This window comes from Microbacterium sp. 22195, from assembly GCF_052056515.1.
Classification (GTDB): domain Bacteria; phylum Actinomycetota; class Actinomycetes; order Actinomycetales; family Microbacteriaceae; genus Microbacterium.
Map to the genome: position 1 here is coordinate 385151 of NZ_JBQEPE010000003.1, position 24183 is coordinate 409333.

Annotated in this window: 24 protein-coding genes; 9 read left to right on the top strand and 15 right to left on the bottom strand. The window is 71.1% G+C overall.

Translation table 11 applies throughout. The features are described 5' to 3' along the window. Positions 1 to 225 precede the first annotated feature (225 nt). The gene (locus ACTJJ4_RS12450; RefSeq protein WP_440943609.1) at positions 226 to 915 is read right to left on the bottom strand and encodes a TetR/AcrR family transcriptional regulator; all 690 of its coding nucleotides are present in this window, start codon (positions 913 to 915) and stop codon (positions 226 to 228) included. Between the two features lie 52 nt (positions 916 to 967). Here ACTJJ4_RS12450 and ACTJJ4_RS12455 point away from each other — a divergent pair, with 52 nt between their 5' ends. Both ACTJJ4_RS12455 and ACTJJ4_RS12460 read left to right on the top strand, forming a co-directional pair. Next, the gene (locus tag ACTJJ4_RS12455; RefSeq protein WP_440943610.1) at positions 968 to 1840 is read left to right on the top strand and encodes a DUF1266 domain-containing protein; all 873 of its coding nucleotides are present in this window, start codon (positions 968 to 970) and stop codon (positions 1838 to 1840) included. Next, positions 1828 to 2889 carry a hypothetical protein gene (locus tag ACTJJ4_RS12460; protein ID WP_440943611.1) on the top strand — a complete coding sequence of 354 codons (1062 nt, stop codon included), beginning with the start codon at positions 1828 to 1830 and terminating at the stop codon, positions 2887 to 2889. Before ACTJJ4_RS12455 ends, ACTJJ4_RS12460 begins: the two co-directional genes overlap by 13 nt. Before the next feature lie 171 nt (positions 2890 to 3060). Here ACTJJ4_RS12460 and ACTJJ4_RS12465 read toward each other — a convergent pair whose 3' ends face one another. Together ACTJJ4_RS12465 and ACTJJ4_RS12470 are read right to left on the bottom strand one after the other, a co-directional pair. Next, positions 3061 to 3687, bottom strand: coding sequence for a response regulator (locus ACTJJ4_RS12465; protein ID WP_440943612.1), 627 nt, complete (start codon positions 3685 to 3687; stop codon positions 3061 to 3063). After that, positions 3684 to 4931 (bottom strand): sensor histidine kinase, encoded by a 1248-nt coding sequence (locus ACTJJ4_RS12470; RefSeq protein ID WP_440943613.1) that lies wholly within the window; start codon positions 4929 to 4931, stop codon positions 3684 to 3686. The genes ACTJJ4_RS12465 and ACTJJ4_RS12470 overlap by 4 nt, the downstream gene beginning before the upstream one ends. 128 nt (positions 4932 to 5059) lie before the next feature. Between ACTJJ4_RS12470 and ACTJJ4_RS12475 the strand changes: the two genes are divergently transcribed. Beyond that, on the top strand, positions 5060 to 5518 hold the full coding sequence (locus ACTJJ4_RS12475) for a CinA family protein (protein ID WP_440943614.1): 459 nt from the start codon (positions 5060 to 5062) through the stop codon (positions 5516 to 5518). Between the two features lie 199 nt (positions 5519 to 5717). Here ACTJJ4_RS12475 and ACTJJ4_RS12480 read toward each other — a convergent pair whose 3' ends face one another. The 5 genes from ACTJJ4_RS12480 to ACTJJ4_RS12500 are packed head-to-tail and all read right to left on the bottom strand — an operon-like array spanning position 5718 to position 12005. After that, positions 5718 to 7433 (bottom strand): acetyl/propionyl/methylcrotonyl-CoA carboxylase subunit alpha, encoded by a 1716-nt coding sequence (locus ACTJJ4_RS12480; RefSeq protein WP_440943615.1) that lies wholly within the window; start codon positions 7431 to 7433, stop codon positions 5718 to 5720. Beyond that, positions 7430 to 9121, bottom strand: coding sequence for a carboxyltransferase domain-containing protein (locus tag ACTJJ4_RS12485; RefSeq protein WP_440943616.1), 1692 nt, complete (start codon positions 9119 to 9121; stop codon positions 7430 to 7432). The genes ACTJJ4_RS12480 and ACTJJ4_RS12485 overlap by 4 nt, the downstream gene beginning before the upstream one ends. Then, on the bottom strand, positions 9121 to 9921 hold the full coding sequence (locus ACTJJ4_RS12490; protein WP_440943617.1) for a putative hydro-lyase: 801 nt from the start codon (positions 9919 to 9921) through the stop codon (positions 9121 to 9123). The genes ACTJJ4_RS12485 and ACTJJ4_RS12490 overlap by 1 nt, the downstream gene beginning before the upstream one ends. A gap of 1 nt (position 9922) precedes the next feature. After that, a complete protein-coding gene (locus ACTJJ4_RS12495) occupies positions 9923 to 10693 on the bottom strand; it encodes a LamB/YcsF family protein (protein ID WP_440943618.1) in 771 nt (256 codons plus the stop codon). 34 nt (positions 10694 to 10727) lie between these two features. Next, a complete protein-coding gene (locus tag ACTJJ4_RS12500; RefSeq protein ID WP_440943619.1) occupies positions 10728 to 12005 on the bottom strand; it encodes an NRAMP family divalent metal transporter in 1278 nt (425 codons plus the stop codon). A gap of 114 nt (positions 12006 to 12119) precedes the next feature. On the opposite strand from ACTJJ4_RS12500, the gene ACTJJ4_RS12505 reads away from it, so the two are divergent. The 3 genes from ACTJJ4_RS12505 (at position 12120) to ACTJJ4_RS12515 (ending at position 15669) form a co-directional block, all read left to right on the top strand. Then, positions 12120 to 12758 carry a GntR family transcriptional regulator gene (locus tag ACTJJ4_RS12505; protein ID WP_440943620.1) on the top strand — a complete coding sequence of 213 codons (639 nt, stop codon included), beginning with the start codon at positions 12120 to 12122 and terminating at the stop codon, positions 12756 to 12758. A gap of 96 nt (positions 12759 to 12854) precedes the next feature. After that, positions 12855 to 14474 carry a hypothetical protein gene (locus ACTJJ4_RS12510; protein ID WP_440943621.1) on the top strand — a complete coding sequence of 540 codons (1620 nt, stop codon included), beginning with the start codon at positions 12855 to 12857 and terminating at the stop codon, positions 14472 to 14474. A 379-nt stretch (positions 14475 to 14853) separates the two neighbouring features. After that, positions 14854 to 15669 carry a peptidase M16 gene (locus ACTJJ4_RS12515; protein ID WP_440943622.1) on the top strand — a complete coding sequence of 272 codons (816 nt, stop codon included), beginning with the start codon at positions 14854 to 14856 and terminating at the stop codon, positions 15667 to 15669. 72 nt (positions 15670 to 15741) lie between these two features. Here ACTJJ4_RS12515 and ACTJJ4_RS12520 read toward each other — a convergent pair whose 3' ends face one another. Both ACTJJ4_RS12520 and ACTJJ4_RS12525 read right to left on the bottom strand, forming a co-directional pair. Next, complete coding sequence (locus ACTJJ4_RS12520) at positions 15742 to 16743, bottom strand: LacI family DNA-binding transcriptional regulator (RefSeq protein ID WP_440943623.1); 1002 nt, start codon at positions 16741 to 16743, stop codon at positions 15742 to 15744. Between the two features lie 77 nt (positions 16744 to 16820). Further along, a complete protein-coding gene (locus ACTJJ4_RS12525) occupies positions 16821 to 18242 on the bottom strand; it encodes a GH1 family beta-glucosidase (protein WP_440943624.1) in 1422 nt (473 codons plus the stop codon). Positions 18243 to 18278: 36 nt separating this feature from the next. Between ACTJJ4_RS12525 and ACTJJ4_RS12530 the strand changes: the two genes are divergently transcribed. Next, complete coding sequence (locus ACTJJ4_RS12530) at positions 18279 to 18836, top strand: adenine phosphoribosyltransferase (RefSeq protein ID WP_440943625.1); 558 nt, start codon at positions 18279 to 18281, stop codon at positions 18834 to 18836. 8 nt (positions 18837 to 18844) lie between these two features. On the opposite strand, the gene ACTJJ4_RS12535 is transcribed toward ACTJJ4_RS12530, so the two are convergent. Beyond that, the gene (locus ACTJJ4_RS12535; RefSeq protein WP_440943626.1) at positions 18845 to 19519 is read right to left on the bottom strand and encodes a MerR family transcriptional regulator; all 675 of its coding nucleotides are present in this window, start codon (positions 19517 to 19519) and stop codon (positions 18845 to 18847) included. 382 nt (positions 19520 to 19901) lie between these two features. Between ACTJJ4_RS12535 and purS the strand changes: the two genes are divergently transcribed. Both purS and purQ read left to right on the top strand, forming a co-directional pair. Next, positions 19902 to 20150: a phosphoribosylformylglycinamidine synthase subunit PurS gene (gene purS, locus ACTJJ4_RS12540; RefSeq protein WP_285629749.1), complete on the top strand. Its 249-nt coding sequence runs from the start codon at positions 19902 to 19904 to the stop codon at positions 20148 to 20150. Continuing rightward, complete coding sequence (gene purQ, locus ACTJJ4_RS12545) at positions 20147 to 20854, top strand: phosphoribosylformylglycinamidine synthase subunit PurQ (protein WP_440943627.1); 708 nt, start codon at positions 20147 to 20149, stop codon at positions 20852 to 20854. Before purS ends, purQ begins: the two co-directional genes overlap by 4 nt. 249 nt (positions 20855 to 21103) lie before the next feature. Here purQ and ACTJJ4_RS12550 read toward each other — a convergent pair whose 3' ends face one another. The 4 genes from ACTJJ4_RS12550 to ACTJJ4_RS12565 are packed head-to-tail and all read right to left on the bottom strand — an operon-like array spanning position 21104 to position 24178. Then, positions 21104 to 21535 (bottom strand): DUF1761 domain-containing protein, encoded by a 432-nt coding sequence (locus tag ACTJJ4_RS12550; RefSeq protein ID WP_440943628.1) that lies wholly within the window; start codon positions 21533 to 21535, stop codon positions 21104 to 21106. Positions 21536 to 21573: 38 nt separating this feature from the next. Continuing rightward, complete coding sequence (locus tag ACTJJ4_RS12555; protein WP_440943629.1) at positions 21574 to 22044, bottom strand: hypothetical protein; 471 nt, start codon at positions 22042 to 22044, stop codon at positions 21574 to 21576. Positions 22045 to 22080: 36 nt separating this feature from the next. After that, positions 22081 to 22839, bottom strand: a complete 759-nt coding sequence (locus ACTJJ4_RS12560) for an SDR family NAD(P)-dependent oxidoreductase (protein WP_440943630.1) — start codon at positions 22837 to 22839, stop codon at positions 22081 to 22083. Between the two features lie 31 nt (positions 22840 to 22870). Further along, the gene (locus ACTJJ4_RS12565) at positions 22871 to 24178 is read right to left on the bottom strand and encodes an ATP-NAD kinase family protein (protein WP_440943631.1); all 1308 of its coding nucleotides are present in this window, start codon (positions 24176 to 24178) and stop codon (positions 22871 to 22873) included. Positions 24179 to 24183: the final 5 nt, after the last annotated feature.

Consider the following 24183-nt stretch of genomic DNA (forward strand, 5'->3'; position numbering starts at 1 on the left):
CGAGGCCCTTCGGCGTCTCCGGCACCCGGCGCGCCGCTCGGTCAGGACCCCGCCGTGGGTCGTGTCCCAGTACCGGCGGGTGCGAGTGCAGCAGACCCACCGCTTCTGCGACGCGCGTGCCGTCGTGTTCCAGAAGGTGCGGGTCCCGGCATCCGGAACCCGCCTTCAATGGGACACGCGCGCCGGCAGGTCCCACGGGGTGTCGTCACGGCACCCAGAGCGCCGTCACTCCGAGAGCAGCCCTCCCACCGGCTCGCCGAGCCCGTATTGCAGATGCACCCAGCGCCGCGCCGCGTCGATCGGGAAGGATCCGTCCGAGGCCGCAAAGCGCCCGGCGATGCCCTCCAGGAGGGTGCGCAGCATGCCCTCCTCCAGCGCGGGATCCGCCGCGCCTCGCTCGGCGAAGATCGAACGGACGGCCTGCTCGGCGAACTGCACGGCGTCGCTGTGCCGCTGCTCCGACTCGGCGACGATGCGCCGCGTCGAGGGCTGGTGCGCGAGCGAGAGCATGACGCGCTGCAGCGAGCGGTGCGCGACGGCGGCGATGAGCGCGGCGTCGATCACGCCGCGCAGTCGCGCGTCGGCATCCGTCTCACCGGGCGCTCCCCGGCCGTGCGCGAGCCCGATCAGCGTCTCGTACCAGCGGTCGGCGACGGCGCCGACGAGCTGATCCTTGCCGCCGAAATGGTAGTTGACCAGGCCCTGGGCGACGCCCGCACCCCGGGTGATCTCGGCGATCGTCGTCTCGTGCACGCCCTGCTCGGCGAAAAGCTCGATCGCGGACCGCAGGATGCCCTCGCGCGTGCGCTCGCGGGCGAGGCGATTCTGCTCCTCGGACCGGGCCACGCCGCTCACCTCCCGCGACCCGACGCGCAGGACTTCCGCGATCGGGGCCGTGCCCTCTACAGTACTCATTGAATGGTCGTTCAATCTATGGATCGGCCACCTGCATTCGACCGGAGAACCCATGCATCCTTCAGCACGCGTCAACCTCAACGACCTCGGCTCGATCCTCGAGTGGCTCATCGGCCAGTGGTGGGTGTGGGCCATCGTCGGCGTGGTCGTGCTCTTCTTCGTGGTGGTGTGGCTGCTGCCCGACGCGAAGGTCGTCCCCTCCGCGGACTTCTCGACCACCGACACCGAGGCGAACGAAATCGCGCTGGGCTACATGCAGATCAGCAACCTGCCCTCGGGACCGTGGAACGACCCCACTGCCCCCGGCATCGGCGACCGCGAGAAGAAGCAGCTCGCCGATCAGTGGGGCCTGCACTCCCGCCAGGAGTGGCTCGACAACATCGAGCGGCTCACGACGGTGCGCCGCCGCCGCGACCCGTGGGTGATCTCCCTGCAGCTGCGGGCCGACCTCGCCGCGCAGCTCGGCAGGGTCCCGAAGACGAAGGAGTGGACCACCGCCATCGTCGAGGCGGGCGGCAACAAGCGCGATGCGCGCACGTTCGTGGCTGCCATCGAGCACATCGAAGCGCAGGTGCGCAAGCTCGCGGGCAAGGACATCGTCCCCGCTGACGCGTTCGTCAAGACCCTCGACGGCTACGCGCTCGGCCAGGCCGTCGCCCTCACGACCTGGGGCGTCGCGCTCGGGTTCGGCGACGTCGCCGAGGCCCGTCAGATCATCCACCGCATCAACGTCGAGGGCCGCCCCGCGTTCGATTCCTGGGTCGACTTCGGCCTCAGCTACATCGCCGGCCGCGTCATGCACTGGAGCGACGGCAACATCGGCGACAAGACCTTCGACAAGCTCGGCGACAACTGGTCCGACCTCAAGGCGGCCTGCACCGAGAAGCGGAACGGCCCCTGGGCCACGCTCTCGTGGAAGCTCTGAACCAGCCCCTGCAGGTCGAGCTCGGCCCGCTGCGGGAGCGGATGGGCATCGGAGATCTGCTGCGGTACGAGCGGCTCGCGGGCATCCCCCTCCACCGCCGCTTCTTCGTCGCGCTGACGGGGGTGCTGCTGCTGGCCATCGCCATGCTCGTGGCGCTCGTGTGGCTGGACGGCACCGGCATCCTCGCCCGCGTACCCCTCCTGGGAGTCTTCCCGGTCGGCTACGCGGTTCTCGCCGCGGTGGGGTTCGTCTGGTACGCGGTCGATCTGACCCGTCGCGCACGGCTGGCGCTGTTCGCGTGGGTGAACGACTGGGCCTACGCGGACGCGCTGGAGGGCACCCGGCGCCCGGGCTCGGCTTTCGCCCGCACCCTGCGCAGCCGCGAGCGGGGCGTGGTCGCCAGCGACGACGAGCGCCTGCCGTTCGAGCTGGGACGGAACTTCTCGATCGGCACGCGGGACTCGGGCGCCACCGTGCAGCGGCCATTCGCGTTCGTCGAACTGCCGCTGCCGGTGAAGGTGCCGCACATCGTGCTGAAGAACCGGCGCCGCAGCATCATCCCGACGTTCGGGCTCGGTCGGGGCGGGGCCCGGATGGAGCTGGAGGGCGAGTTCGCGAAGCACTTCCTGCTGCTGGTGCCGGAGGGGTATCAGCAGGATGCCCTGTACATCTTCACGCCCGATCTGATGGCCCGCGTCATCGACCTCGGCGCCGGTGCGGAGATCGAGCTCGTCGAGGACCGCCTGTACGTCTATCTGCCCGGCGGTACACGCTTCGACCGGCCCGCGACCATGGAGGCGACGCTGCGGCTCGCGGAGGAGTTCCAGCGCCGCTTCGCCGCGAGGACGGAGCTGTACCGCGACGATCAGGCGGGCGATCTCGCCGCGCGTGCGGGCGTGGCGATCGGCCTGCGCGGCCAGCGCCTGGCCGGAAGCGGCATCTCCCTGATGGCCGTCGCGGCGACGGCCGGGGTGCTGCTGCTCTCGGCCGGAGTGACGGCGTTCTCGCTGTTCGGCGGAGACCTGCTGCGGGCGTGGGGCGCCGGCTGACGGGCATCCGCTCCCGCCGCCGCCGGGACGTGTCCCAGAAGTGGTCGGTGAGGCGCCCGCCGTCCCGCCCCTTCTGAGACATGGCCGGGGGCCGGTCCCAGAAGCCGCGGGTCACGGCGGGCGGGACTCGCCGCTTGTGGGACACGCTGCGGCGGATGCCGCCTCCTGGCCTCAGCGCCGGATGATGCGCTGCTCGATCGCGGCGGCCACGGCGCCGGCACGGGTGTCGACGTAGAGCTTGCTGTAGATGTGCGAGAGGTGCGACTTGACCGTCGCCTCGGACACGAACAGCGCCTTCGCCATCTCGCGGTTCCCGAGGCCGTCGGCGAGCAGCTCGAGCACCTCGACCTCGCGCTCGGTGAGCCGCGGTTCCGGCGATGACGCGCGGCGCATGAGCACTCCGGCCACGGAGGGCGCGAGCGCCGGCTCCCCCTTGGCGACCGCCTGGATGCCGGCGAACAGCTGCTCCGGCGGTGCGTCCTTGAGCAGGTACCCGGCCGCGCCGGCATCCAGCGCCCGCAGGATGTCGGACTCGCTGTCGTAGGTGGTCAGCACGAGAACGGCGGGAGGGTCCGGCAGCGCGCGCAGGCTCGCGGTGGCCTCGATGCCGCCGGGCCCGTCCCCCAGGCTGAGGTCCATCAGCACGACATCCGGATGCTCCGCCTCCACCACCTGCACGGCGTCGGCAGCGTTCGAGGCCTCACCCACCACCTGCAGGTCATCGCGGGATTCGAGCAGCGCGCGCACGCCGGCGCGCACCACGGGATGGTCGTCGACGAGCACCAGTCGCAGGGTCATGGCTCGGTCCTCTCAGAAGCGGATGCCGTGGGGAACACGGCCGAGAGCGTCGTGCCCTCGCCGTGTGCGCTCTCGATCTCGAGCTGCCCGCCGACCGCGGCGATGCGCTCGGCGATGCCGTCGAGCCCATGGCCTCGTCCCTGGGCACGACGCTGCGCGGCGGCCTGCTGCCTGGCGGCCGGCCGCGCGTCGAAACCGACCCCGTCGTCGCGGATGTCCAGGCGCAGCTCACCGGGCTGGGCGGTCAGGCTGACGACGGCCCGGGTGGCCCTGGCGTGCTCCGCGACGTTGGCGAGCGCGCCGCGGACGGTGCGGATGATCGCGGATGCCACCGGCAGCGGCACGTCCTCGATCTCGCCGTGGCTGCGGAACTCCGCGCGGAGGCCGTGCTTCGCGGCATCCGACACCACCCGCTGCACGGCGGCGGGCAGGGATCCGGCGGTGCCCTCCAGCTCGCCGGGAGCCAGATCGCGCACGACCCGGCGCACCTCGTCGAGCCCCGCGCGAGCGGAGTCGGCGGCGGTGCGCACCTGCTCGCGGGCGGCATCAGGGCGCCGATCCCAGCTCTGCTGGGCGGCTTGGAGCAGCAGGTTGATGCTGGAGAGGTTCTGACCGACGGAGTCGTGGATCTCGCGGCTCAGGCGGGCGCGCTCGGCGAGACCTCCGGCGCGGTGCTGGGCGGCGGCGAGCTCGGCCTGGGTCTCGGTGAGCTCGTCGACCAGCCGCTGACGGGCGGTGGCCTCGCGGTCGAGCGCACGGTAGGCGACGATCGTGGCGAACGCGATGCCGACGGGCCCGGCGACGATGGTCGGGTCGAACTCGGGCGTGATGCGGGCCTCGGCGGCGATCACGACGGCCGTCATCGCGGCGGTCACGGCGGATGCCGGCCAGAACGGCAGGATCTGCAGCACCTGGAACGCCAGCGGCACCGCGCACCATGCGAACGAGGGGGCGATCAGGGTGAGCACGACCCACAGGGCCGTGACGACGAGCGTCCAGGCGGCGGGCCAGGCTCCGCGGCGGGGGACGATGCTCTGCATCAGCGCGACCGCACCGAGCACGGCGGCGCCGGCCAGGATGATCCAGGTTGTGTGGTCGACGCTGTGCCTGATCACGTATCGCACGGCGCAGACCACCAGCAGCGCCAGCAGCACGACGAGCAGGGCGCGTCCGAAGCGCACCGGCGCGAGGATGCCGCGCGCGCCGGTGTCGGCCTGCGCGATCCCGCCCGTCTCCGTGCCCATGGCGCAAGCCTACGGATCGGCGGCGTCGACGGTCATCATCCGATCGGCTGGAATCCAGCCGCGGACCCGATCGGATGCTCGATGTCAACCCGTCGCCGCCGCGGCCGGACCGCCGGTAGCGTCGGCGCATGGACGATGTGCAGCAGCTGAGCGATCTCGCGCGGGCCCGCGGTCTGCGGATCGCCGTCGCGGAATCACTGACCTCGGGAACCCTCGCCGGCACGATCGGCGACGGCCATCAGGCGAGCGAGTGGTTCGCGGGCGCCGTCGTCGCGTACATGGTGGCGGCCAAGGAGCGCGTGCTCGGTCTGGTGCCGGGAACGGATCCGTGCTCAGCGGCCTGCGCCGAGCAGCTCGCCCGCGGGGCGCGTGACCTGTTCGACGTCGACATCGCGGTGTCGACGACGGGTGTCGGCGGACCGGACCCCGAGGGCGGCCACCCCGCCGGGACGGTGTTCCTCGGCTGGGCGACGCGCACCTCCGCCGGCCACCGCCGGCTGGACATCGACGGGGATCCGGACCAGGTGCTCGCGGCGACCGTCGACGCGGCCGTGCGGATGCTGATGTTCCACGCCGCCGAGCTCTGAGCCGTCGCCCGGGCGACGGCTGCCGCGGGCCGGCGGACGAGGAACTCTGGCCGAGGTCCGCTCGGATGGAAACCACCCGGTAACCGGGCCTCCCACCAGCGAAAACCATCCATCCCCACAGCACCCGGATGGAAACCGCCGGGTACCGGGCACCCCCACCAGCGAAAACCATCCGACGCCAGGGGGCCGGACGCCCGGCTCAGCCGATGCGGCCGATCACGGCATCCGCGGCGATCATGTCGCCCACCGACGCCGCGTGCGCGAGAGTGCCGGCGCGGTGCGCGGGCACCGGCGTCTCCATCTTCATGGCGTCCAGGACGGCGACCGTGTCGCCCTCGGCGACCGTCGCGCCTTCCTCCACGAGCCAGCGCACGAGCGTGCCCGGCACGGGTGCGTGCAGCTCGGCCGGATCGACGGCATCCGTCCCTGTCGAGGGAGCGGGCGCGGCGGCGGCGAACCCGGCCAGCAGAGCCGTCGGCAGTCCGAGCATCACCCGGCGCCCGTCGATCTCGACCGGGAAGCGCTGCAGACCGGCATCCGCGACAGGCGCCGGACGCAGCTGCGGCTCGAGGCGCGGGAGCAGTGCGGCCTCGATCCACTGCGTGTGCACGGCGAAGCCGTCGGTCGCGAACTCGGCCTGCTCGACGGCGAGGCGGTCGAAGCCGATCACGGTCGCGGGCCCCTCGACCTCCAGCTCGCGCAGCGCCCGGCGAGCGCGCACGAGGGCCGCCTCGCGGGTGTCGGCGTGCACGATGAGCTTGGCGATCATGGAGTCGAAGGCCGGCTGCACGGCATCCCCGGCCTCGATGCCGCTGTCCCAGCGCACGCCGGGGCCGCCGGGGACCCGCAGACCGGTCACGACGCCCGGGCTGGGCAGGAACCCACGGCCCGGGTCCTCGGCGTTGATGCGGAACTCGAACGCGTGGCCGTGCGGCTCAGGTGTTCCGTCCAAGGAGAGCCCCTCGCCGAACGCGATGCGGAACTGCTCGCGCACCAGGTCGACGCCCGTGACCTCCTCCGTGACCGGATGCTCCACCTGAAGCCGCGTGTTCACCTCGAGGAACGAGATCGTGCCGTCAGCGGCGAGCAGGAACTCCACGGTGCCGGCGCTGCGGTAGTCGACCTCGGCGCAGATGCGTCGGGCGGCCTCGTGGATGCGCTCGCGCTGCTCCACGCTCAGACCGGGCGCGGGGGCCTCCTCGATGAGCTTCTGGTTGCGCCGCTGCATGGAGCAGTCGCGGTCGCCGACGGCGATCACGCCGCCCCGGCCGTCGCCGAGCACCTGCACCTCGATGTGGCGCGGGCTCTCCAGGAACCGCTCCACGAAGCACTCGCCCCGACCGAAGGCGACGATCGCCTCACGGGTGGCGGCATCGAACGCCTCGGCCACCTCGGCGAGTTCGCGCACGACCTTGATGCCGCGGCCGCCACCGCCATATGCAGCCTTGATCGCGATGGGCACGCCGTGCTCCTCGGCGAAGGCCACGGCCTCGGCGGGGCCCGACAGCGGCTGATCCGTGCCGGCAGCGAGGGGCGCTCCGACGCGCTGCGCGATGCGGCGCGCGGTCATCTTGTCGCCGAGCGCCTCGATGCTCGCGGGCGCCGGTCCGATCCAGATCAGGCCGGCGTCCTCGACTGCGCGGGCGAACGCGGCGCTCTCGGACAGGAACCCGTAACCCGGGTGCACGGCGTCCGCTCCGCTGCGGCGCGCGGCATCCACCAGGGCCTCGATCGAGAGGTACGTGTCGGCGGCGGTCGCCCCGCCGAGCCCCACGGCCTCGTCCGCCAGGCGCACGTGCAGTGCGTCGGCGTCCTGGTCGGCGTACACGGCGACCGAGACGTACCCGGCCTCGGCGCAGGCGCGCACCACGCGCACGGCGATCTCGCCGCGGTTGGCGATCAGGATCTTGGTCATGACGGGCTCTTCTCGGTGGGGACTGCTTCGGAGAACGGAGACGAGTGCGGTGTGTCGTCGTCGGATGCTGCGCGACTCGCCGTCTCCGACGGAGAACGTCTCTGTTCTGCGGCGTCGACGACGCGGAAGCGGATGCGGGCGCCCGGTGGCAGCTGACCGGCGAGATCCAGGCAGCGGTCGGTGAGCGCGCCGATGATCGGGTAGCCGCCGGTGAGCGGGTGGTCCGGCAGGAACAGGACGGGCTGGCCGTCCGGCGGCACCTGGATGGCGCCGTTGACCGCGCCCTCGCTGGGCAGCTCCCCGGCGACCGAGCGCTCCAGCGGCGTCTCGCCGTGAAGGCGGATGCCGACGCGGTCGGAGCGCGGCGTGACCGTCCAGTCCTGGCCGGTGAGCGTCTCGATCGCGGCGGGTGTGAACCAGTCGTCGCGCGGGCCGAGGGTGATGTCGAGCTCGACGAGGTCGCCGGCTGCGGGCAGCGCGCGCGGCAGCGGATGCGGATCGGCCGCGAGGTGCCCCGCATCCCCGATGTCGAGCACGTCGCCCGCGGAGAGCGGTGCCGGCCCGAGCCCGGCGAGGGTGTCGGATGCCGTGCTGCCGAGCGCGTGCGGGGAGAGAAGGCCGCCGCGCACCGCGATCACGTATCGCAGACCGTGCGCGGGGTGGCCGAGCGCGAGCTCGTCGCCGTCGACCGTCGCGAAGGGGGCGCCGTGCGCGATCGTGCGCGTGGCTCCCGCGGCATCCGTCAGGGTCAGCTCGCCGATCGCCCCCGCGACCGCCGCGACCCCGTCGCCGTGGAACCGCAGCACGCATCCGCCGACGCTCTCCAGCACGGCGGCTTCCGGCCGGTTCCCGACCGCGCGGTTGGCGTCGCGCAGCGCGGTGCGGTCGGCGACGCCGGACGCCGAGACGCCGAGCGCGGCGTGCCCGAACCGCCCCAGGTCCTGAACGAGCAGCTGCAGCGAGGGCCGGACGACCTCGATGCTTCTCTCCCGCCCCTCAGCATCAGTATCCGCACCCGTGTCAGCGACCGCACGCTCCGCTGCGAGCGCAGTCGCCGGGCCACCCGACCCGCCGACAGCGGCGTCACGCACCCGTTCGAACCTCACCAGCGTCCCCGGCGAGAGCAGCGCGGGCGGGTCGCGGTCGATGTCCCACATCACGGCATCCGTGCGGCCGATCAGCTGCCAGCCGCCCGGGCTCTCACGCGGGTACACGCCGGTGAAGTGCCCGGCGAGGGCCACGGACCCCGCCGGCACGCGGGTGCGCGGGGAGGAGCGGCGCGGCACGTCGAACAGCGGATCGGTGCTGACCGTGTACCCGAATCCCGGCGCGAATCCCGAGAACGCGACCTGCCACTCGGCGGAGAGGTGCCGGTTCACGACCTCCTCCGCGGAGACGCCGAGCAGCGTCGCGACCTCGTCGAGGTCCTCGCCGTCGTACCGCACCGGGATGGTCACCTCGCGAGTGTGCGGCACGTGCTCGGCGTCCACCTCGGTCGACTCCAGCACCGCGGCCAGGTCGCCGGCCGAGACCCTCAGCGGGTCGAAGCGCACCAGCACGGTGCGCGCGCCCGGGATGCGCTCGACGACGCCGGGCACTCCATCCCACGCGAGGTTGAGCCGCATGGCCTCGTCGAGGTCGGCGGCCTCCACGAGCAGGGCGCGATCGGATGCGGTGAGGATGCGCATCAGACGACGTATTCCGCGTCGGGCACGTCGGTGATGAACATGTAGCCGGGAGCATGCGTCACGGCGAACGGCGGCTTGGATGCCATGATCGCGGCCTGCGGAGTGACCCCGCAGGCCCAGAAGACGGGAATCTCGCCCTCGCGCACCTCGGGGGCGTCGCCGAAGTCGGGGCTGCCCAGGTCGAGGATGCCGAGGGAGGCCGGGTCCCCGATGTGCACGGGGGCTCCGTGGACGGCGGGGGTCCGCCCGGAGATCTGCACGGCGTCCGCCACCCTGCCCGCGGGGATGGGCCGCATGGAGACGACCATCTCGCCGCGCAGGCGGCCCGCCGGAGTGCAGTCCACATTCGTACGGTACATCGGCACGTTGCGGCCCAGCTCCTGATGCCGGATCGGGATGCCGGCCTCGGCCAGCCCGGTCTCGAACGTGAAGCTGCACCCGATCAGGAACGCGACGAGGTCGGGATGCTCTGCCCATGCCGCGCTCGCGTCGGAGACCTCCTCGGTCAGCTCGCCGTCGCGCCAGATGCGGTACCGGCCGATGTCGGTGCGGATGTCGCTTCCGGGCGCGAGCGCCGATTCGATGCTCCCCTGCTCGATGACCTCGAGCACGGGGCAGGGCTTCGGGTTGCGCTGCGCGTACAGCAGCGTCTCGAAGGCCCAGTCGGCGGGCACCGCGATCAGGTTCGCCTGGGTGAGACCCGCCGCCACCCCGCTGGTGGGCTCGGCGAGACCCTCGCGGTACGCGCGACGGGCGGCGCGTGCGGCGGTGAGCTGCTCGAGGGTGGCGGCGACGGTCATCTCAGGCTCCCCGGCCCGCGAACGGAGCGATCGTGATGCCTGCCTCCTGCAGCATCCGCCGGGTCTCGGTCGCCATCGCGATGGCGCCGGCGCTGTCGCCGTGCACGCAGATCGACTGCGCGTCGACGCGCACGTCCGTGCCGTCGATCGCGCGGATCACGCCGGTCTCAGCGAACCGCACCATGCGCTCCGCGACCGCGGTCGCGTCGTGCAGCACGGCGCCCTCCTGGGTGCGCGAGACGAGCTGTCCATCCGGCTGGTAGGCGCGGTCGGCGAAGGCCTCGGCCGCGACGGCGAGCCCGGCGCGAGACGCGACCTCGAGGACCACGCCACCTGCCAGGCCCAGCAGCACCAGGCTCGGATCGATCGCCTTGATCGCTGCGACGACGTCGGCCGCCTGCCGCTCATCACGCGCGATCGTGTTGTACAGCGCGCCGTGCGGCTTGACGTACGCGACCCTCCCGCCGGCCGCCTTCGCGAGGCCCTCCAGCGCGCCCAGCTGATACTCGACGTGGGCCTGCAGCGTGGCTGAGTCGATCTCGACGTTCGTGCGCCCGAAGTTCTCGTAGTCGCGATACCCCGGGTGGGCGCCGATCACCACGCCGTTGCGCACAGCCGCGTCGAGCGTCGACCGGATGCCCTCGGGGCTGCCGGCGTGGAACCCGCACGCCACGTTCGCGCTGGTGACGATCTCGAGCATGGCCGCGTCGTCGCCGACGATGCGGTCGGGGGTGTTCTCGCCCAGGTCGGAGTTCAGATCGATGGATGCCATGTCGGCCCCTTCCGTTGAGTGATGAGTGCGCGGCTCAGGCCCCGACGCCCAGGAAGGCGAAGATCGGGCCGATCGAGACGGCGCCCATGTACCAGGTCAGCAGCGTGACCAGCGTGCCGGCGATCAGGAGCCACAGCGGGTACTTGCGCGCCCCCAGCAGGTCGCGGCGGAACCAGCCGATGTACATGAACACGGTCAGTCCGATCGGCAGGATCAGGCCGTTGAAGCCGCCGACGAACACGAGGATCGCCGCCGGCGCGGTGCCGATGAGCAGGTAGATGATCCAGGACACGACGATGAACGCGACTGTGGCCCACTGCAGCGACCAGCCGCCCAGGAACCGCTTGTTGAACGTGGAGAGGAAGGTGGCCGAGGTGTAGGCGGCACCGATCACCGAGCTGAGCGCCGCGGCCCAGAAGATGGCGCCGAAGATGCGCAGGCCCGCGTCGCCGAGCACGGCGCCGAACGCCTGACCGGCGGGGTTGGCGGCCTGGCTGGACAGGTCGAGGGTGACGCCCGAGGCGACGACGCCGAGGATCGCGAGGAACAGCACGTACCGCATGATGCCGGTGACGAAGACGCCGTTGGCGGCCGCGCGCATCACCGGGCCGGCGTGCTCGGGGCCGGTGTGGCCGGATGCCAGGTAGCGGTGCGCACCGGAGTAGGTGATGTAGCCGCCGACGGTGCCGCCGACGATCGTGGTGATGGTGGCGAAGTTGATGCTGTCGGGGACGATCGTCTGTCGGAGCGCGTCGCCGATGGGCGGGCCGGAGACGATGGCGACGATCACCGTCATCACGATCATGCCGACGCCGAGGACGATGAGCACGACGTCCATCACCGGGCCGGCCTTCTTGATCAGGAAGATGATGATCGCGAGCGCTCCGGTGATCAGGCCGCCGATCTTCGGATCGACGCCCAGCAGGGCGTTCAGGCCCAGCCCGCCACCGGCGATGTTGCCGATGTTGAACGCCAGCCCGCCGATGATGACGAGCACGGCGATGACGTGACCGGAGAACGGGATGGCGCTGTTGGCGAGCTCGCCGGCGCGCTTGCCGGACGAGGTGATCATGCGCCAGATGTTCAGCTGCACGCAGATGTCGATGATCACCGAGAGCAGGATGGCGAAGGCGAACGCCGATCCCATCTGCGCGGTGAACGTGGCGGTCTGGGTGATGAACCCGGGGCCGATGGCGGAGGTCGCCATGAGGAAGATGGCGCCGATGACGGCGCTGCGGCCCACGCGCTTCTTCGCGGCGGCCAGGCGTGCTTCATCCTCGGCGGAGAGGGCAGGAGGTGTCTGCTCGGACATGAGGGGAGGTCCCATCGTCGTTGGTGGGTGTCGGATGACACCGAGTGTAGAACATATCAGTCCGGATTGTTGAACAATCTTTCATGACGCGCACCCTCCCCCTACCCTGGTGCTATGCCCACGCACACCCCGCTCGTCGACGTCCTGCGCGAGAGGATCATCGACGGCGACTTCGCCCCGGGTTCGCGCCTGTCCGAATCGACCCTGGCCGAGCAGCTGGAGGTGTCGCGCAACACGCTGCGCGAGGCGTTCCGCGTGCTCGCCGAGCAGGGCCTGATCGAGCATGTGCCCCATCGCGGCGTCTCGGTGGCATCCCCCACCATCGCCGACGTGATCGACATCTACCGCGCCCGCCGCGTGATCGAATGCACCGCGCTGCGGCACTCCGAGCCGGAGCATCCGGCGGTCCGCCTGATGAAGGAGTCGCTGGCGGATGCCGAGGAGCACCTTCCGGCCGAGGACTGGCGCCGCGTGGGCAGCGCCAACATGGCCTTCCACGATGCGATCGTCGCCCTGGCCGACAGCCCCCGGCTGGCCCGCACCTACCGCGACGTCGCCGCCGAGCTGCGCCTGGTGTTCCTCGAGATCGACGACCCGCGAGCCCTGCACGAGCCCTTCGTGCGCAAGAACCGCGCGGTGCTGGAGACCCTGCTCGAGAGGGGCCCCGCGGCGGCGGCCGATGAGCTCGAGCGCTACCTGATGGCATCCGAGCGCACGGTGCTCGGCGCCTTCACCCGCATGGGCAAGGCCTGATCCGCCTTCCTCCATTCGCTGAACAATCATTGCTTTCTTGTTCAACAATCTCTACCGTGTCGAGGAACAACGTTTCTTCAACGCGGAAGGATGATCATGCGCCCCTCCCCAGCTCGCGCCCCGCGCAGTTCGGCGACATGGAAGTTCAGACGACGCACGACCGGCAGCGCCCTCCTGGTGCTCGCGGTCGGCTCCACACTCGCCCTCGCGGGCGCATCGGCGGCCACGGCCTCCCCCGCCGATGACACCGGCCCCCGTTCAGTTACGGCACTGATCCCCGCCACGCCTGAGGTCAGCGCGACGATCGCCGCCTTCGGTCCCCGCGGATGCACGGACGCCGCGCTCCCGATCACGGTCGAGGAGTCGCGCCTCGCAGCGGTGCTCCCGGATGCTGCGGACCCGGCCCGGCCCGCGAACCGGACCTTCGCCCGCACCATGGTCGAGGGGGCCGGTCTCGGCGACTGGACGACGTCGTTCGCAGGCAGGCTCTGCGACCAGAAGACCCTCGCCAAGGCCACCGAGACTGTGAAGCGACTCGGCACGCACCTGTGGCGGGACGCCGTGAAGCGCGCCCAGTCGGCCGGCCCGGTCGACGGCGTGCTCCCGGCCGGCGACGACCGACCGCTGTACTGGACGCGCATCGAGGCGATGTCGGTGCTGCACCAGTGGAAGGCGGGCTTCGCCATGACCGCCGAGCAGCGCGCAGAGCTGGTCGAGGCGTTCGACAGGGCCTCACGCGGCATGGACGACATCTCGTTCCCCGCCGGCAACGTCAAACGCGTCCTGATCAGCGGCTTCGACCCGTACACCCTCGATGGCGGCAAGACCGGCTCCGCGCCCGGCACCGTGGGCAACAACATCCGCCACGGCAACCCGTCCGGGGCGACGGCCCTGTCCATCGACGGCACGACGACGACCGAGGCCGACGGCACGGTCATCTTCTACGAGGCCTACACGCTGCCCGTGAGCTACCCCGAGTTCGAGCGGGGCTACCTCGAGGACACCGTCGGGCCGTTCATGCGCCCCGGCAAGCGCCAGCTCGACGCGTCGATCACGGTGAGCCAGGCCGGCGGCTCGCAGTTCAACCTCGAGCAGTGGAACGGGCGATACCACGGCCCCACGCTCGGCAACGATCGCTACACCCCGTGCACGACGATCGGGGGCGTGCCGGAGCTCGCAGTGGACAACATCGGCTGCAACACGCAGGTCGTCGACCGCTGGGGCGGAGGGGACACCTTGACCGATCCGCCGCAGTGGACCTCTGCGACCCTGCCCATCGAGCAGATGATCGCGGCGCGCACCGGCTCCGACATCCCGCGCCCTCCAGGGGACACCTGGCCGGACGAGTCCGTCGCGTTCGGCGCGGTGTGGAACACGAACTACTCCTACTTCGCCGACTGCTCCTCGCCCGTGGTCACGAGCGTGAACCAGCGCGAGGTCGCGTATCCGCCGTCGGTCGCCCCCACGCCGCCGCCTGCCGACTCCTGCGCGCGCAGCGGCGCCGGCGGTTCGTATCTGTCGAACGAGTCGGCGTATCGCAACACGCTGCTGCGCGACCGGATGGGACTGACCATTCCGGCCGGGCACATCCACACACCGGACATGCAGCATTTCGAGTCGGACTTCGGAGTGAGCGATGCCACGTTCGACGCGTGGCGCAGCGCGATCGCGGGGCAGGCCCGCGAGCTGATCCAGGTGGTCGGCGAGAACAGCTGAGCACCGCAGGCCGCTGAGCGTCGAGCAGCGCCGGGAGCGGGACGGGCGTCATACCCGTCCCCTTCCGGCGCTCCTCACGTTCCGCACCGACCCTCCGCCAGAGGGAACTGCGCGGTGCCGGTCTCATGACGAACGGACAGCCGATGCATGACAAATGGATAGCTTCGGCCTGACGAAAAGGCAGGTCGAGGCGCCCTTAAGGTGCCCATCCGCCAGATGTCCGCCGCCCATTCTCCAGTTGCTTGACAGGGTCCAAAAACGGTCGTTACGTTGAGCGGGCTTCGGAGTCGGACCGTGACGCAAGGACGCTCACCGGCCGGATCCGAGGTCCGTTCGCCGACCAGGCGTGCGGAATCGCTCAGTTCACAAGGAGCATTCCATGCGAATCAAGAGAACGATCGCGCTGGCCGCCACCGCGGCCGCCGCACTCAGCCTCGGCGCGGCAATCCCCGCCGCCGCGGCGACGCCCACCGTCGATTCCGGCATCCCGAGCTATCAGGAGTTCGCCGCATCGACCTACCGCGACATCGACGGCGGCTACGTCGTCAACGGCGACGAGCTGGTCTCGGGTCAGGGGGAGCTGCGCACCTTCTACAACCGGCTCGTCGGGTCGGACTCGCTGACCGACGGCCTGATCGTCAACACCGTCAACGGCGTCGACGACAAGTGGTCGGCGGCGCAGGTCGGCAACCTGACCTACTGCGTGAGCACCAAGTTCGGCGCGCGCCACGACGACATCGTCGCGGCGATGCAGAGCGGCGCGGCCCTGTGGGAGTCCGCCTCGTCCGCGATCGACTTCGTGTACGTCAGCAGCGCCGACGGCAACTGCACCACACGCAACAAGTCGGTGCTGTTCTCGGTCGAGCCGGTCCAGACGTCCCAGTACATCGCTCGCGCGTTCTTCCCCAGCACGCCGGATCGTCAGATGAACGTCCTCGTCGACGACTCGATCTGGTCGTCGGGCTCCTGGACGCCGACGAACATCCTCGGCCACGAGCTCGGACACACGCTGGGCTTCCGCCACGAGCACACGCGCCCCGAGTCGGGCACGTGCTTCGAGGACAACAACTGGCGTCCGCTCACGCCCTACGACTCCTCGTCGATCATGCACTACCCGCAGTGCAACGGCACCTCGGATGACCTGTCGATGACGAGCACCGACCGCGCGGGCGTGGTCGCTCTCTACGGGAACTGACGCTCCACGTCGTTCCACCCGGGCCCGGTCGTTCGCGACCGGGCCCGGGTCGCGTTCGGGGCCGCCTGAGGCTCAGACCGCGGGCGCCGAGCCGCGCACGACCAGTTCGGTCGGAAGGATCGTCAGCGGTGCGGGGCGGCGCCCGGCGAGCACGTCGATGATCATGCCTGCGAGCATCTCGCCCTGATGGAACATCGGCTGGCGCACGCTGGTCAGATCGGATGCCGCGGCCAGGGCCGAGTCGTCGAAGCCGATCACCGCCACGTCCTCCGGCACGCGCAGCCCCGCCGAGCGCAGCACGCCGATCGCGCCGCGGGCCATCAGATCGCTGGCGATGAAGATCGCATCCGGCCGCTCGGCCTGCTCGAGAAGCCGTGCCGCGGCGTCCGCCCCGCCCTGCTCGCTGAAGTCGCCGTCGACCTCGCCGGCGGGCTCGAGTCCGGCATCCGCCAGCGCGGCGAGGAAGCCGTCGCGCCGGTCGATGCTGACCGACATGGTCATGGTGCCCGTGATCGTCGCGATGCGACGGCGTCCGAGCGCGATCAGATGGGCGACCGCATCACGGGCCGCGGCCACGTTGTCGACGTCGATGATGATGTCGCTCTCCTGCGCGTTCGACCGGCGGCCGCCGAACACCACGGGCACGGCGTCTGCGATGCTCCCGACGAACGAGTCGCTGGTGTGGTGCGACACGATGATCGCGGCGTCCACGCCGCCGTTGCGCACGAAGCGCACCATCTTGCCGCCCGGGTCGTCACTGGCGATGAGGAGGTTGAGGATGTAGTCCGAATCCGCCAGGCGAGCACTGATCCCGGCGACGACGGATGCCAGGAACGGGTCGCCGAAGAAGCGCGTGGTGTCCTCGGGGACCACCAGCCCGATCGCGTACGTCTGCCGGCTGGCCAGGGAGCGTGCGGCGCGGTTGGGCGCGTAGTTCAGCTGGGCGATGGCCGTCTGCACGGCGGCGAGCGCCTCGGGGCTGACCGCCGTGGAGCCGTTCACGACTCGGGACACGGTCGAGCGCGAGACGCCGGCGAGCGCGGCGACCTCTTCGATCGTGGAGCGGGGCATCATCGTCTCGTTTCGCCCTTCGTCTCGCTTCGCTCGCTCAGGAACCGGTTCCTGGACTCGCGCAGCCAGACGAAGGAGGGTCAGATCGCCCGGGCGGCGATGATGCGAGCGTACTCCCGTCCGCTCTCCTTGACGGTGCGCCGCTGGGTCTCGTAGTCGACGCGCACGATGCCGAAGCGCTTGGCGTACCCCCAGGCCCACTCGTAGTTGTCCATCAGCGACCAGTAGAAGTAGCCGCGCACGTCGACGCCCTGTTCGATGGCGTCCAGCGTCGCCGCGACGTGGGCCCGAAGGAACGCGACGCGATCGGCATCCGCCACCTCGCCGTCGCTCTCGACCACGTCGTCGTAGGCGACGCCGTTCTCGGTGACGTACAGCGGCACGGCGCCGGAGTACTCGTCGGCGACGCGACGGAGCAGACGGGTGAGGCCCTCGGGCTGCACCTCCCAGCCCATGTCGGTGCGCGGCAAGCCGCGCTCGACCCAGTGGATGTCCTCGTGCGACGGGAACGGCGAGGCGGTCTCCCGCTGCTGGCCCGGCGTCTCGTGCGGGTCGCCCTCGCCGCCCGGCTGCGGATGCCCGGACAGCAGTTCGCCGTGGTAGTAGTTGATGCCCAGCGCGTCCAGCGGCGTGGAGATGACGGCGAGATCGCCGTCGTGCACGGCATCCTGCCAGTCGGAGATCGCGGCGGGGTCGACCGCCCGGATGTCGCGGACGATGTCGCCCGGGTACTCGCCCAGGAACAGCGGATCGAGGAACCAGCGGTTGAACTGCCCGTCGATGCGGCGCGCGGCGGCGATGTCGAGCGGATCGTCGGCGTCGGCAGGGTCGGCGACGGTGAGGTTGAGCGTGATCCCGAGATCGAGGTCGGCGTCGCGCGCGCGCAGCGCCTGCACCGCCTGGCCGTGTGCGAGCAGCAGATGGTGCGAGGCGAGCAGGCCGTCGCGGATGCTCGTGCGACCGGGCGCGTGCACGCCGGCCGTGTACGAGAGGAACGACGAGCACCACGGCTCGTTCATGGTGGTCCAGTGCTGCACGCGGTCGCCCAGGGCATCGTGCACGCTGAGCACGTACTCGGTGAAGCGATCCGCGATGTCGCGGTCGGTCCAGCCGCCCTGCTCCTCGAGCGCCTGCGGCATGTCCCAGTGGTGCAGGGTCAGCCACGGCACGATGCCGGCGCCGAGCAGCTCGTCGACGAGCCGGCTGTAGAAGTCGAGGCCCTTCGCATTGACCGGGCCGCCGTCCGGCCGCACGCGCGACCACGACGTGGAGAACCGGTAGGTCTGCAGGCCGAGCTCCTTCATGAGCGCCACGTCGTCGCGGTAGCGGTGGTAGTGGTCGCAGGCGATGTCGCCGTTGTCGGCGTTCACGACCGCGCCGGGCACGCGGGCGAACGCGTCCCAGATGGACGCTGTGCGTCCGTCCTCGAAGGCCGCGCCCTCGATCTGATAGGCGGCTGTCGCGGCGCCGAACAGGAAGTCGTCGGGGAAGGATCGGGTCATCCTCTTATGATGCCACGACTGGCTGGGAGCGCTCCCATGCATGTCCCTCCGAGGTCGGTCCGGTACCCTTGGCTGGTGAATCCCGAACTGGCGCGCGCCGAGTCCCTGATCCGTTCGATCCCGGACTACCCGCAGCCCGGAATCCTGTTCCGCGACATCACCCCCCTGCTGGCCGACGCCCGTGCGCTGCACGCCACGACCGAGGCGCTCGTCGAGCCGTTCGCCGGCTCCTTCGACGTGGTCGCCGGTGTCGAGGCGCGCGGGTTCATCCTCGCCGGCGCCGCCGCGATCACTGCGGGCGTCGGCTTCGTGCCGATCCGCAAGGCCGGCAAGCTTCCGCAGCCCGCCGCGGCCGTCGACTACGCCCTCGAGTACGGCACCGCCACGATCGAGATGCACGACGACCTCCCGGCCGGCACCCGGATCCTGCTGATCGACGACGTGCTGGCCACCGGCGGCACGCTCGCCGCCGGCCGCAAGGTGATCGAGAGCCTCGGCTACACGGTGGCCGGCATCAGCGTGCTGTTCGAGATCGAAGGACTCGGCGGGCGCGAGGTGATCGGCGACCTGCACACGGTCTTCCGCTCCTCCTGACGGACGCGTCAGTCGCGCGCCGCGGGCGGCCGCGCGATGTCGGCGGGCGCTCGGCCCGCCTCGATCGCGGAGCGGACGGATGCCGCGGCGTGCGCCAGGCTGCTCACTGCGACCAGCTGCCGCGCGCGGGCGTTGACGGCCAGCAGCATCCGCCTGGCCACCTCATCGGCCGACCCCTCGGGCCCGAGGGCCGCGACGTTGCGGCCGGCCAGCGGTTCCAGCGCATCCGCGTACTCCATCAGCTCCTCGACGTCGTAGTCGAGACCGACCTCGGATGCCTGTGCGAGCGCGAAGGTGAGGCCGCGCTCGGCCGCCCCGGGATAGCCGCGCCAGTCGCGGCGACGCATCAGCTCGTAGGTGCGCTCCCGGAAGTCGGCGTACGCCGGGTCGTCGGCGATGCCCTCCGGGACGCCGAGCGCGAAGGCCTGACAGGCGTTCATCACGTCCAGCGTGAGCACCCCCGGGGTGTCGATGAGGTTGGTCAGCGAGCGGATCGAGGTGATCGACGCCCCGTACACGTCGCGCAGCACGAGGATGAGCCGGGCCCGATCGACATGCCGCTGCTCGTACACCGCCGTGGTGGCGTTCTTGAGTCGCCCCGGGGGCATGATCCCCACCCGGATCCAGTGCTTGATCGTGGTGGTGCTGACACCGCTGCTCGCCGCGAGCCTGCTGAGCTTCACGTCCATCCCCTCCCCCCTGCCCGCGCCTTGGAGAGTGGGGTGCAGATGCGCTCTCCACGATGCGCAGGCCGTGCGAAGACTCTAGCCTGCTGGGGAAGGGACTGCTCTCGATTGGGGGGTCACTCGTGAGCTGAATGAGGACTGGGGAAACCTCGACTGCGGCCCGGGCGGAAACACTGAGGGGTGCGAAACCGCCCGGGCCCTCCTACCGCCCGTCGAACTCGGCATCCGTCTCCCCCGGGGCGGGAGGCCGGTCGGCGGGCGGTAGACTCTTTCCTGTTCCCGCCCGCGCGTTCCTGGCACTTCGACTCGTCGCTGCGCTCCTCGCTCAGCAACCGGGATCGTGCGCTCGCGCTTCGCGCGATCGCCTAGAATCATGGGTATGCCCACCATCGTCGTCGACGTCATGCCCAAGGCCGAACTGCTCGACCCGCAGGGGAAGGCCGTCTCCGGCGCCTTCGCCCGGCTGGGAGTCGAGGGCTTCAGCCAGGTCCGCATCGGCAAGCGCTTCGAGCTCACCGTCGACGGTGAGGTCACCGACGAGCTGCTCGCCGAGGCCCGCCGCGTGGCCGAGGACGTACTGTCCAACTCCGTGATCGAGGACGTCGTGGGCGTCGAGGTCGCACAGTGACCGCACGCATCGGGGTCATCACCTTCCCCGGTTCGCTCGACGACCGCGACGCGCAGCGCGCGGTGCGCATCGCCGGCGCCCAGCCCGTCGCCCTCTGGCACGGCTCGCACGACCTCGAGGGCGTGGACGCACTCGTCCTGCCCGGCGGCTTCAGCTACGGCGACTACCTGCGCTCCGGCGCGATCGCCGCGCTCTCGCCGATCATGGCCGAGGTCAAGGATGCCGCCGCGAAGGGCATGCCGATCCTGGGCATCTGCAACGGCTTCCAGATGCTCGTCGAGGCGCACCTGCTGCCTGGCGGCCTGATCCGCAACGACCACCAGCACTTCGTGCGCCGCGACCAGAAGCTCACCGTCGAGAACGCCACGACCGCATGGACCAGCGAGTTCACGCAGGGCCAGGAGATCGTCATCCCGCTGAAGAACGGCGAGGGCGGCTACATCGCCGCGGATGACACGCTCGACCGCCTCGAGGGCGAGGGCCTGGTGGCGTTCCGCTACGCGGGCGTGAACCCGAACGGCTCGCTGCGCGACATCGCCGGCCTCACGAACGAGCGCGGCAACGTGGTCGGCCTCATGCCGCACCCCGAGCACGCCACCGAGCCCGGCTTCGGTCCCGACACCGCGGATGCCATGCGCTCCGGCGTCGACGGCCTGGGCTTCTTCACCAGCGCGATCGCCGCCGTGGCCGCCGTCGCGGCGTAACGCTCGCAGACACGTCGAGGCGGATGCCGGGTCCTGCCCGGCATCCGCCTTCTCCGTCTGCGGGGCCTGGTGAGCTCCCGGTACGCGGACACGCCCCCCGCCTGTCCCAGAAGGTGCGGGTCCTGGGCATCCGCACCCGCGGGTTCTGGACATCGTTCCGCGGATGTCCCAGCAACGGCGTGTCCGGCACGCCCGCATCCGCACCTTCTGAGACACGGCCGTCGGCCTGTCCCAGAAGCGGTGACGCGGTCAGATGCCGGCGGGCGGCCAGACGCCGATGATGATCGCCATCACGACCACGGTGACGAGCTCGTGGGCGATGTTCAGCGTAGTCAGCCGGGTCGAGCGACCCTCGAAGGCGTCGTGCGTGATGAAGCGCGCCGCCGTGAATCCCGCCCACAGCGTGACCGCCGTGACGAGCGACGCCCAGAAGTACGAGCCGGTGTAGAAGTTCTGGGCGATGGTGGCCGCGCCGGCCAGCACCCACGCGGTGATGAAGCTCACGATCACCGTCGTGATCATCGGCCACAGCGGCCCGCGCGACGGCTTGTCCAGGTCGACGTGCGCGAGCGCCGCCCAGCGCGTGCCCATCACGCCTCGCGCGTACCAGGTCGCGCCCACGATCATGCTCGACACCGTGGCGATCAGCACAGCCCAGTAGTTGATCTCGGGAACCGTCATCGGAGCCTCCTCGCTCTGCCGCTCAGCGTACTCCGAGGTCAGCCTCTCCCGGGCATGGTCCCCGGATAGGGAACGTCCGGTCGCAGCTGCTGCAGGGCGGCGATCTCGTCTGCCGAGAGCTCGCCTCGTCGAGCGCGCCGAGCGACGCTCAGGATCTTCAGGTCGTTCACCGCCGCCCCGGGGTTCGCCGGGTGCCCATCGGTGCGGGATGCGTGCTGCTGCATCACCGCCCACGCGTAGACAGCCCGCTGCTCACCGGTCATGCTGGCGAACGAGCGGATCAGGTTGATCAGCAGCACCAGCATCCCGATGCCGATGAGCATCAGCATCACGCCGCCACCGCGCTCCGGTTCCTCGCCGCTGCGGCTCAGGAACTCGGGCGAGGCGAACAGGAGGATCCCGCCGGCGCCGAAGCAGATGATGGTCATCAGGGCGGCGGCGCCGATCTGCACAGCCCAGTAGCCGCCCGCCCGATAGTGACGACGCTTCTGCTCGGATGATTCAGGCACAGCGTAAATCGTAGATCGAGGGGGCGGCCGCAGCGGTCAGGCGATGCCGCCGCCGTCCACGACGAGCGCGGAGCCGGTCACGTACGACGCGTCGTCGCTGGCGAGCCACACCACGGCCGCGGCGATCTCGCTGGGCTGGCCCATCCGGTTCAGCGGACGCTCGGCGGCCTCGGCGAGGAAGCCCGCCTGATCCTGGCCGAGCTGCTTGGCCTCGTCGCGCAGCATCCCGGTGTCGACATCGCCGGGGTTGACCGAGTTGACGCGGATGCCGTCGGGACCGTGGTCGATCGCCAGCGCGCGGGTCATGTTCACGACCGCGCCCTTGGAGGCGCAGTACGAGATCGCCTGACCGCCGCCCTTGAGTCCCCACCCGGAGCCCGTGTTCACGATCGAGCCGCCGCCGTTCGCCTTCATGACCGGCACGACGTGCTTGCACATCAGGAAGATGGCGCGCACGTTCACGCCGAACACCCGGTCCCACTCCTCGACCGTGGTCTCGACGGCGGTGGTGCGGCGGATGATGCCCGCGTTGTTGAAGACCACGTCGATGCCGTCGAACGTCTCATTCGCGGTTGCGACCACGCGGATGATGTCGTCCTCGCTGGAGACGTCGGCGCCGATCGCGATGGCGTTGCCGCCCGCGGCGCGGATCTCCTCGGCCACGGCCTCGGCGGCCTCGGCGTTCAGGTCGACGACGGCGACCGAGGCGCCCTCCGCCGCGAAGGCGAGGGAGGTGGCGCGGCCGATGCCGCCCGCGCCGCCGGTGACGATGGCCTTCTTGTTCTCGAGACGCATGATGGGTCCTTCCAGGGAGTCGGGTTGTGGTTCAGAGGGCGAGGTCGGGCGCGGCGACAGCGTACAGGCTGCTCGTGCCGGGCCCGGTGACGATTCGGATGTGCCCGGCCAGGCGGGCGTCGAGCTCGGGATCGCCGGTCTCGACGATCAGCGGCCGGCCGTGCAGGTCGATGAGCTTCTGCTCGGGGGCGACGACGATCAGCGGGTCGTCGCCGAGGGCGCGGATGACGGATGCCGAGAGCTGCTGGTTGCCGCGTCCGAGCAGGAACCCCTGCCCGCCGATCACGGTGACCACGGCCTGCGCGGGCCCCTGTGCGACCTCGGCGAGCAGCTGCTCCTCGCTGGCTGAGGACAGCACCTGCCGCCCGTCGAGCACGACGTCCACTCCCAGCGGGGACTTGCGGATGCCGAGCTGCCGGGCGACCTCGGCCGTCGTGCTGCCGGGGCCGAGCAGATAGCGGGTGCCCGGCAGCATCCGCTTCACGACGCCGCGTGCGGCGGCGGCGACGGCGACGGCCTCGGATGCGGGAGTCGCAGCCTTGCGCGACTGTGTGCGTCCGACACGGAACGGCACGCTCAGCGTTCCGTAGAGCACGGGTTCCACGCGGGCGTGCCGCATGGCCTGCTCGTCGACGTCGAGCACCTCCTGCTCGGCCGTCGGCAGCGCGCCGTCGACCCACTCGGCGGCGAGCGCGCCCGCCGCACGCGGGCTGACTGCGAACACCGGGGAGTACATCTTCACGCCGGAGGGGATGCCGAGCACGGCCGGCCGGCGGCCAGAACTCCGGAGATCCTCGCTGGAACCGGCGTCCGGGGGCATCTGAGGACCGGAATCCGGATGCTTCTCCGGAGTGGTGGCGGCCAGGTCGGCGAGTCCCGCCGCGGCATCCCGCAGCGTGCCGTCTCCGCCGGCTACCAGGATCAGCGTCGCGCCGGCCGCGGCGAGCGCGGCGACGGCCGCGGAGGTGTCGGATGCCTGCGTCAGACCGCTCCCGAGAACAGGAAGATCGTCGAGAACAGGACGATCCGCACTGGATTCTCCTGTCCTCGGCAATCCTCCTGTTTCCGGCAGCCGCGAGCCGCCGCCCGCCGCGTACACGACCCACGGCTCGAGGCCGGCGGCGCGCACGGCATCCGCTCCCATCGCCCCAGCCGCGGTGGCGACGACCAGCGACGGATGCCGGGAAGCCAGCACTCGCAGTGCCACGGTCGCCCGCTCCTGCGCACGCGAACGCGCGCCGCGCGAAGCCGCGAGGCGCTGCACGTCCGCGCCGTCGGAGCCGGCCAGGCCCGCGGGCCCGCCGACTCCGGCGACAGGGTTGACGACCAGTCCGATCACGGCGC

What these genes read in the sequence shown, in the direction of transcription:
- ACTJJ4_RS12530 (WP_440943625.1), top strand. Translation starts at nt 18,279, where the DNA reads ATGCATGTCCCTCCGAGGTCGGTCCGGTACCCTTGGCTGGTGAATCCC.
- ACTJJ4_RS12490 (WP_440943617.1), bottom strand. Translation starts at nt 9,921, where the DNA reads ATGACCGTCGCCGCCACCCTCGAGCAGCTCACCGCCGCACGCGCCGCC.
- ACTJJ4_RS12470 (WP_440943613.1), bottom strand. Translation starts at nt 4,931, where the DNA reads ATGGGCACGGAGACGGGCGGGATCGCGCAGGCCGACACCGGCGCGCGC.
- ACTJJ4_RS12455 (WP_440943610.1), top strand. Translation starts at nt 968, where the DNA reads ATGCATCCTTCAGCACGCGTCAACCTCAACGACCTCGGCTCGATCCTC.
- ACTJJ4_RS12485 (WP_440943616.1), bottom strand. Translation starts at nt 9,121, where the DNA reads ATGCGCATCCTCACCGCATCCGATCGCGCCCTGCTCGTGGAGGCCGCC.
- ACTJJ4_RS12510 (WP_440943621.1), top strand. Translation starts at nt 12,855, where the DNA reads ATGCGCCCCTCCCCAGCTCGCGCCCCGCGCAGTTCGGCGACATGGAAG.
- ACTJJ4_RS12515 (WP_440943622.1), top strand. Translation starts at nt 14,854, where the DNA reads ATGCGAATCAAGAGAACGATCGCGCTGGCCGCCACCGCGGCCGCCGCA.
- ACTJJ4_RS12520 (WP_440943623.1), bottom strand. Translation starts at nt 16,743, where the DNA reads ATGATGCCCCGCTCCACGATCGAAGAGGTCGCCGCGCTCGCCGGCGTC.
- ACTJJ4_RS12475 (WP_440943614.1), top strand. Translation starts at nt 5,060, where the DNA reads ATGGACGATGTGCAGCAGCTGAGCGATCTCGCGCGGGCCCGCGGTCTG.
- ACTJJ4_RS12505 (WP_440943620.1), top strand. Translation starts at nt 12,120, where the DNA reads ATGCCCACGCACACCCCGCTCGTCGACGTCCTGCGCGAGAGGATCATC.
- ACTJJ4_RS12480 (WP_440943615.1), bottom strand. Translation starts at nt 7,433, where the DNA reads ATGACCAAGATCCTGATCGCCAACCGCGGCGAGATCGCCGTGCGCGTG.
- ACTJJ4_RS12465 (WP_440943612.1), bottom strand. Translation starts at nt 3,687, where the DNA reads ATGACCCTGCGACTGGTGCTCGTCGACGACCATCCCGTGGTGCGCGCC.
- purS (WP_285629749.1), top strand. Translation starts at nt 19,902, where the DNA reads ATGCCCACCATCGTCGTCGACGTCATGCCCAAGGCCGAACTGCTCGAC.
- ACTJJ4_RS12495 (WP_440943618.1), bottom strand. Translation starts at nt 10,693, where the DNA reads ATGGCATCCATCGATCTGAACTCCGACCTGGGCGAGAACACCCCCGAC.
- ACTJJ4_RS12500 (WP_440943619.1), bottom strand. Translation starts at nt 12,005, where the DNA reads ATGTCCGAGCAGACACCTCCTGCCCTCTCCGCCGAGGATGAAGCACGC.
- ACTJJ4_RS12550 (WP_440943628.1), bottom strand. Translation starts at nt 21,535, where the DNA reads ATGACGGTTCCCGAGATCAACTACTGGGCTGTGCTGATCGCCACGGTG.
- ACTJJ4_RS12560 (WP_440943630.1), bottom strand. Translation starts at nt 22,839, where the DNA reads ATGCGTCTCGAGAACAAGAAGGCCATCGTCACCGGCGGCGCGGGCGGC.
- ACTJJ4_RS12525 (WP_440943624.1), bottom strand. Translation starts at nt 18,242, where the DNA reads ATGACCCGATCCTTCCCCGACGACTTCCTGTTCGGCGCCGCGACAGCC.
- ACTJJ4_RS12450 (WP_440943609.1), bottom strand. Translation starts at nt 915, where the DNA reads ATGAGTACTGTAGAGGGCACGGCCCCGATCGCGGAAGTCCTGCGCGTC.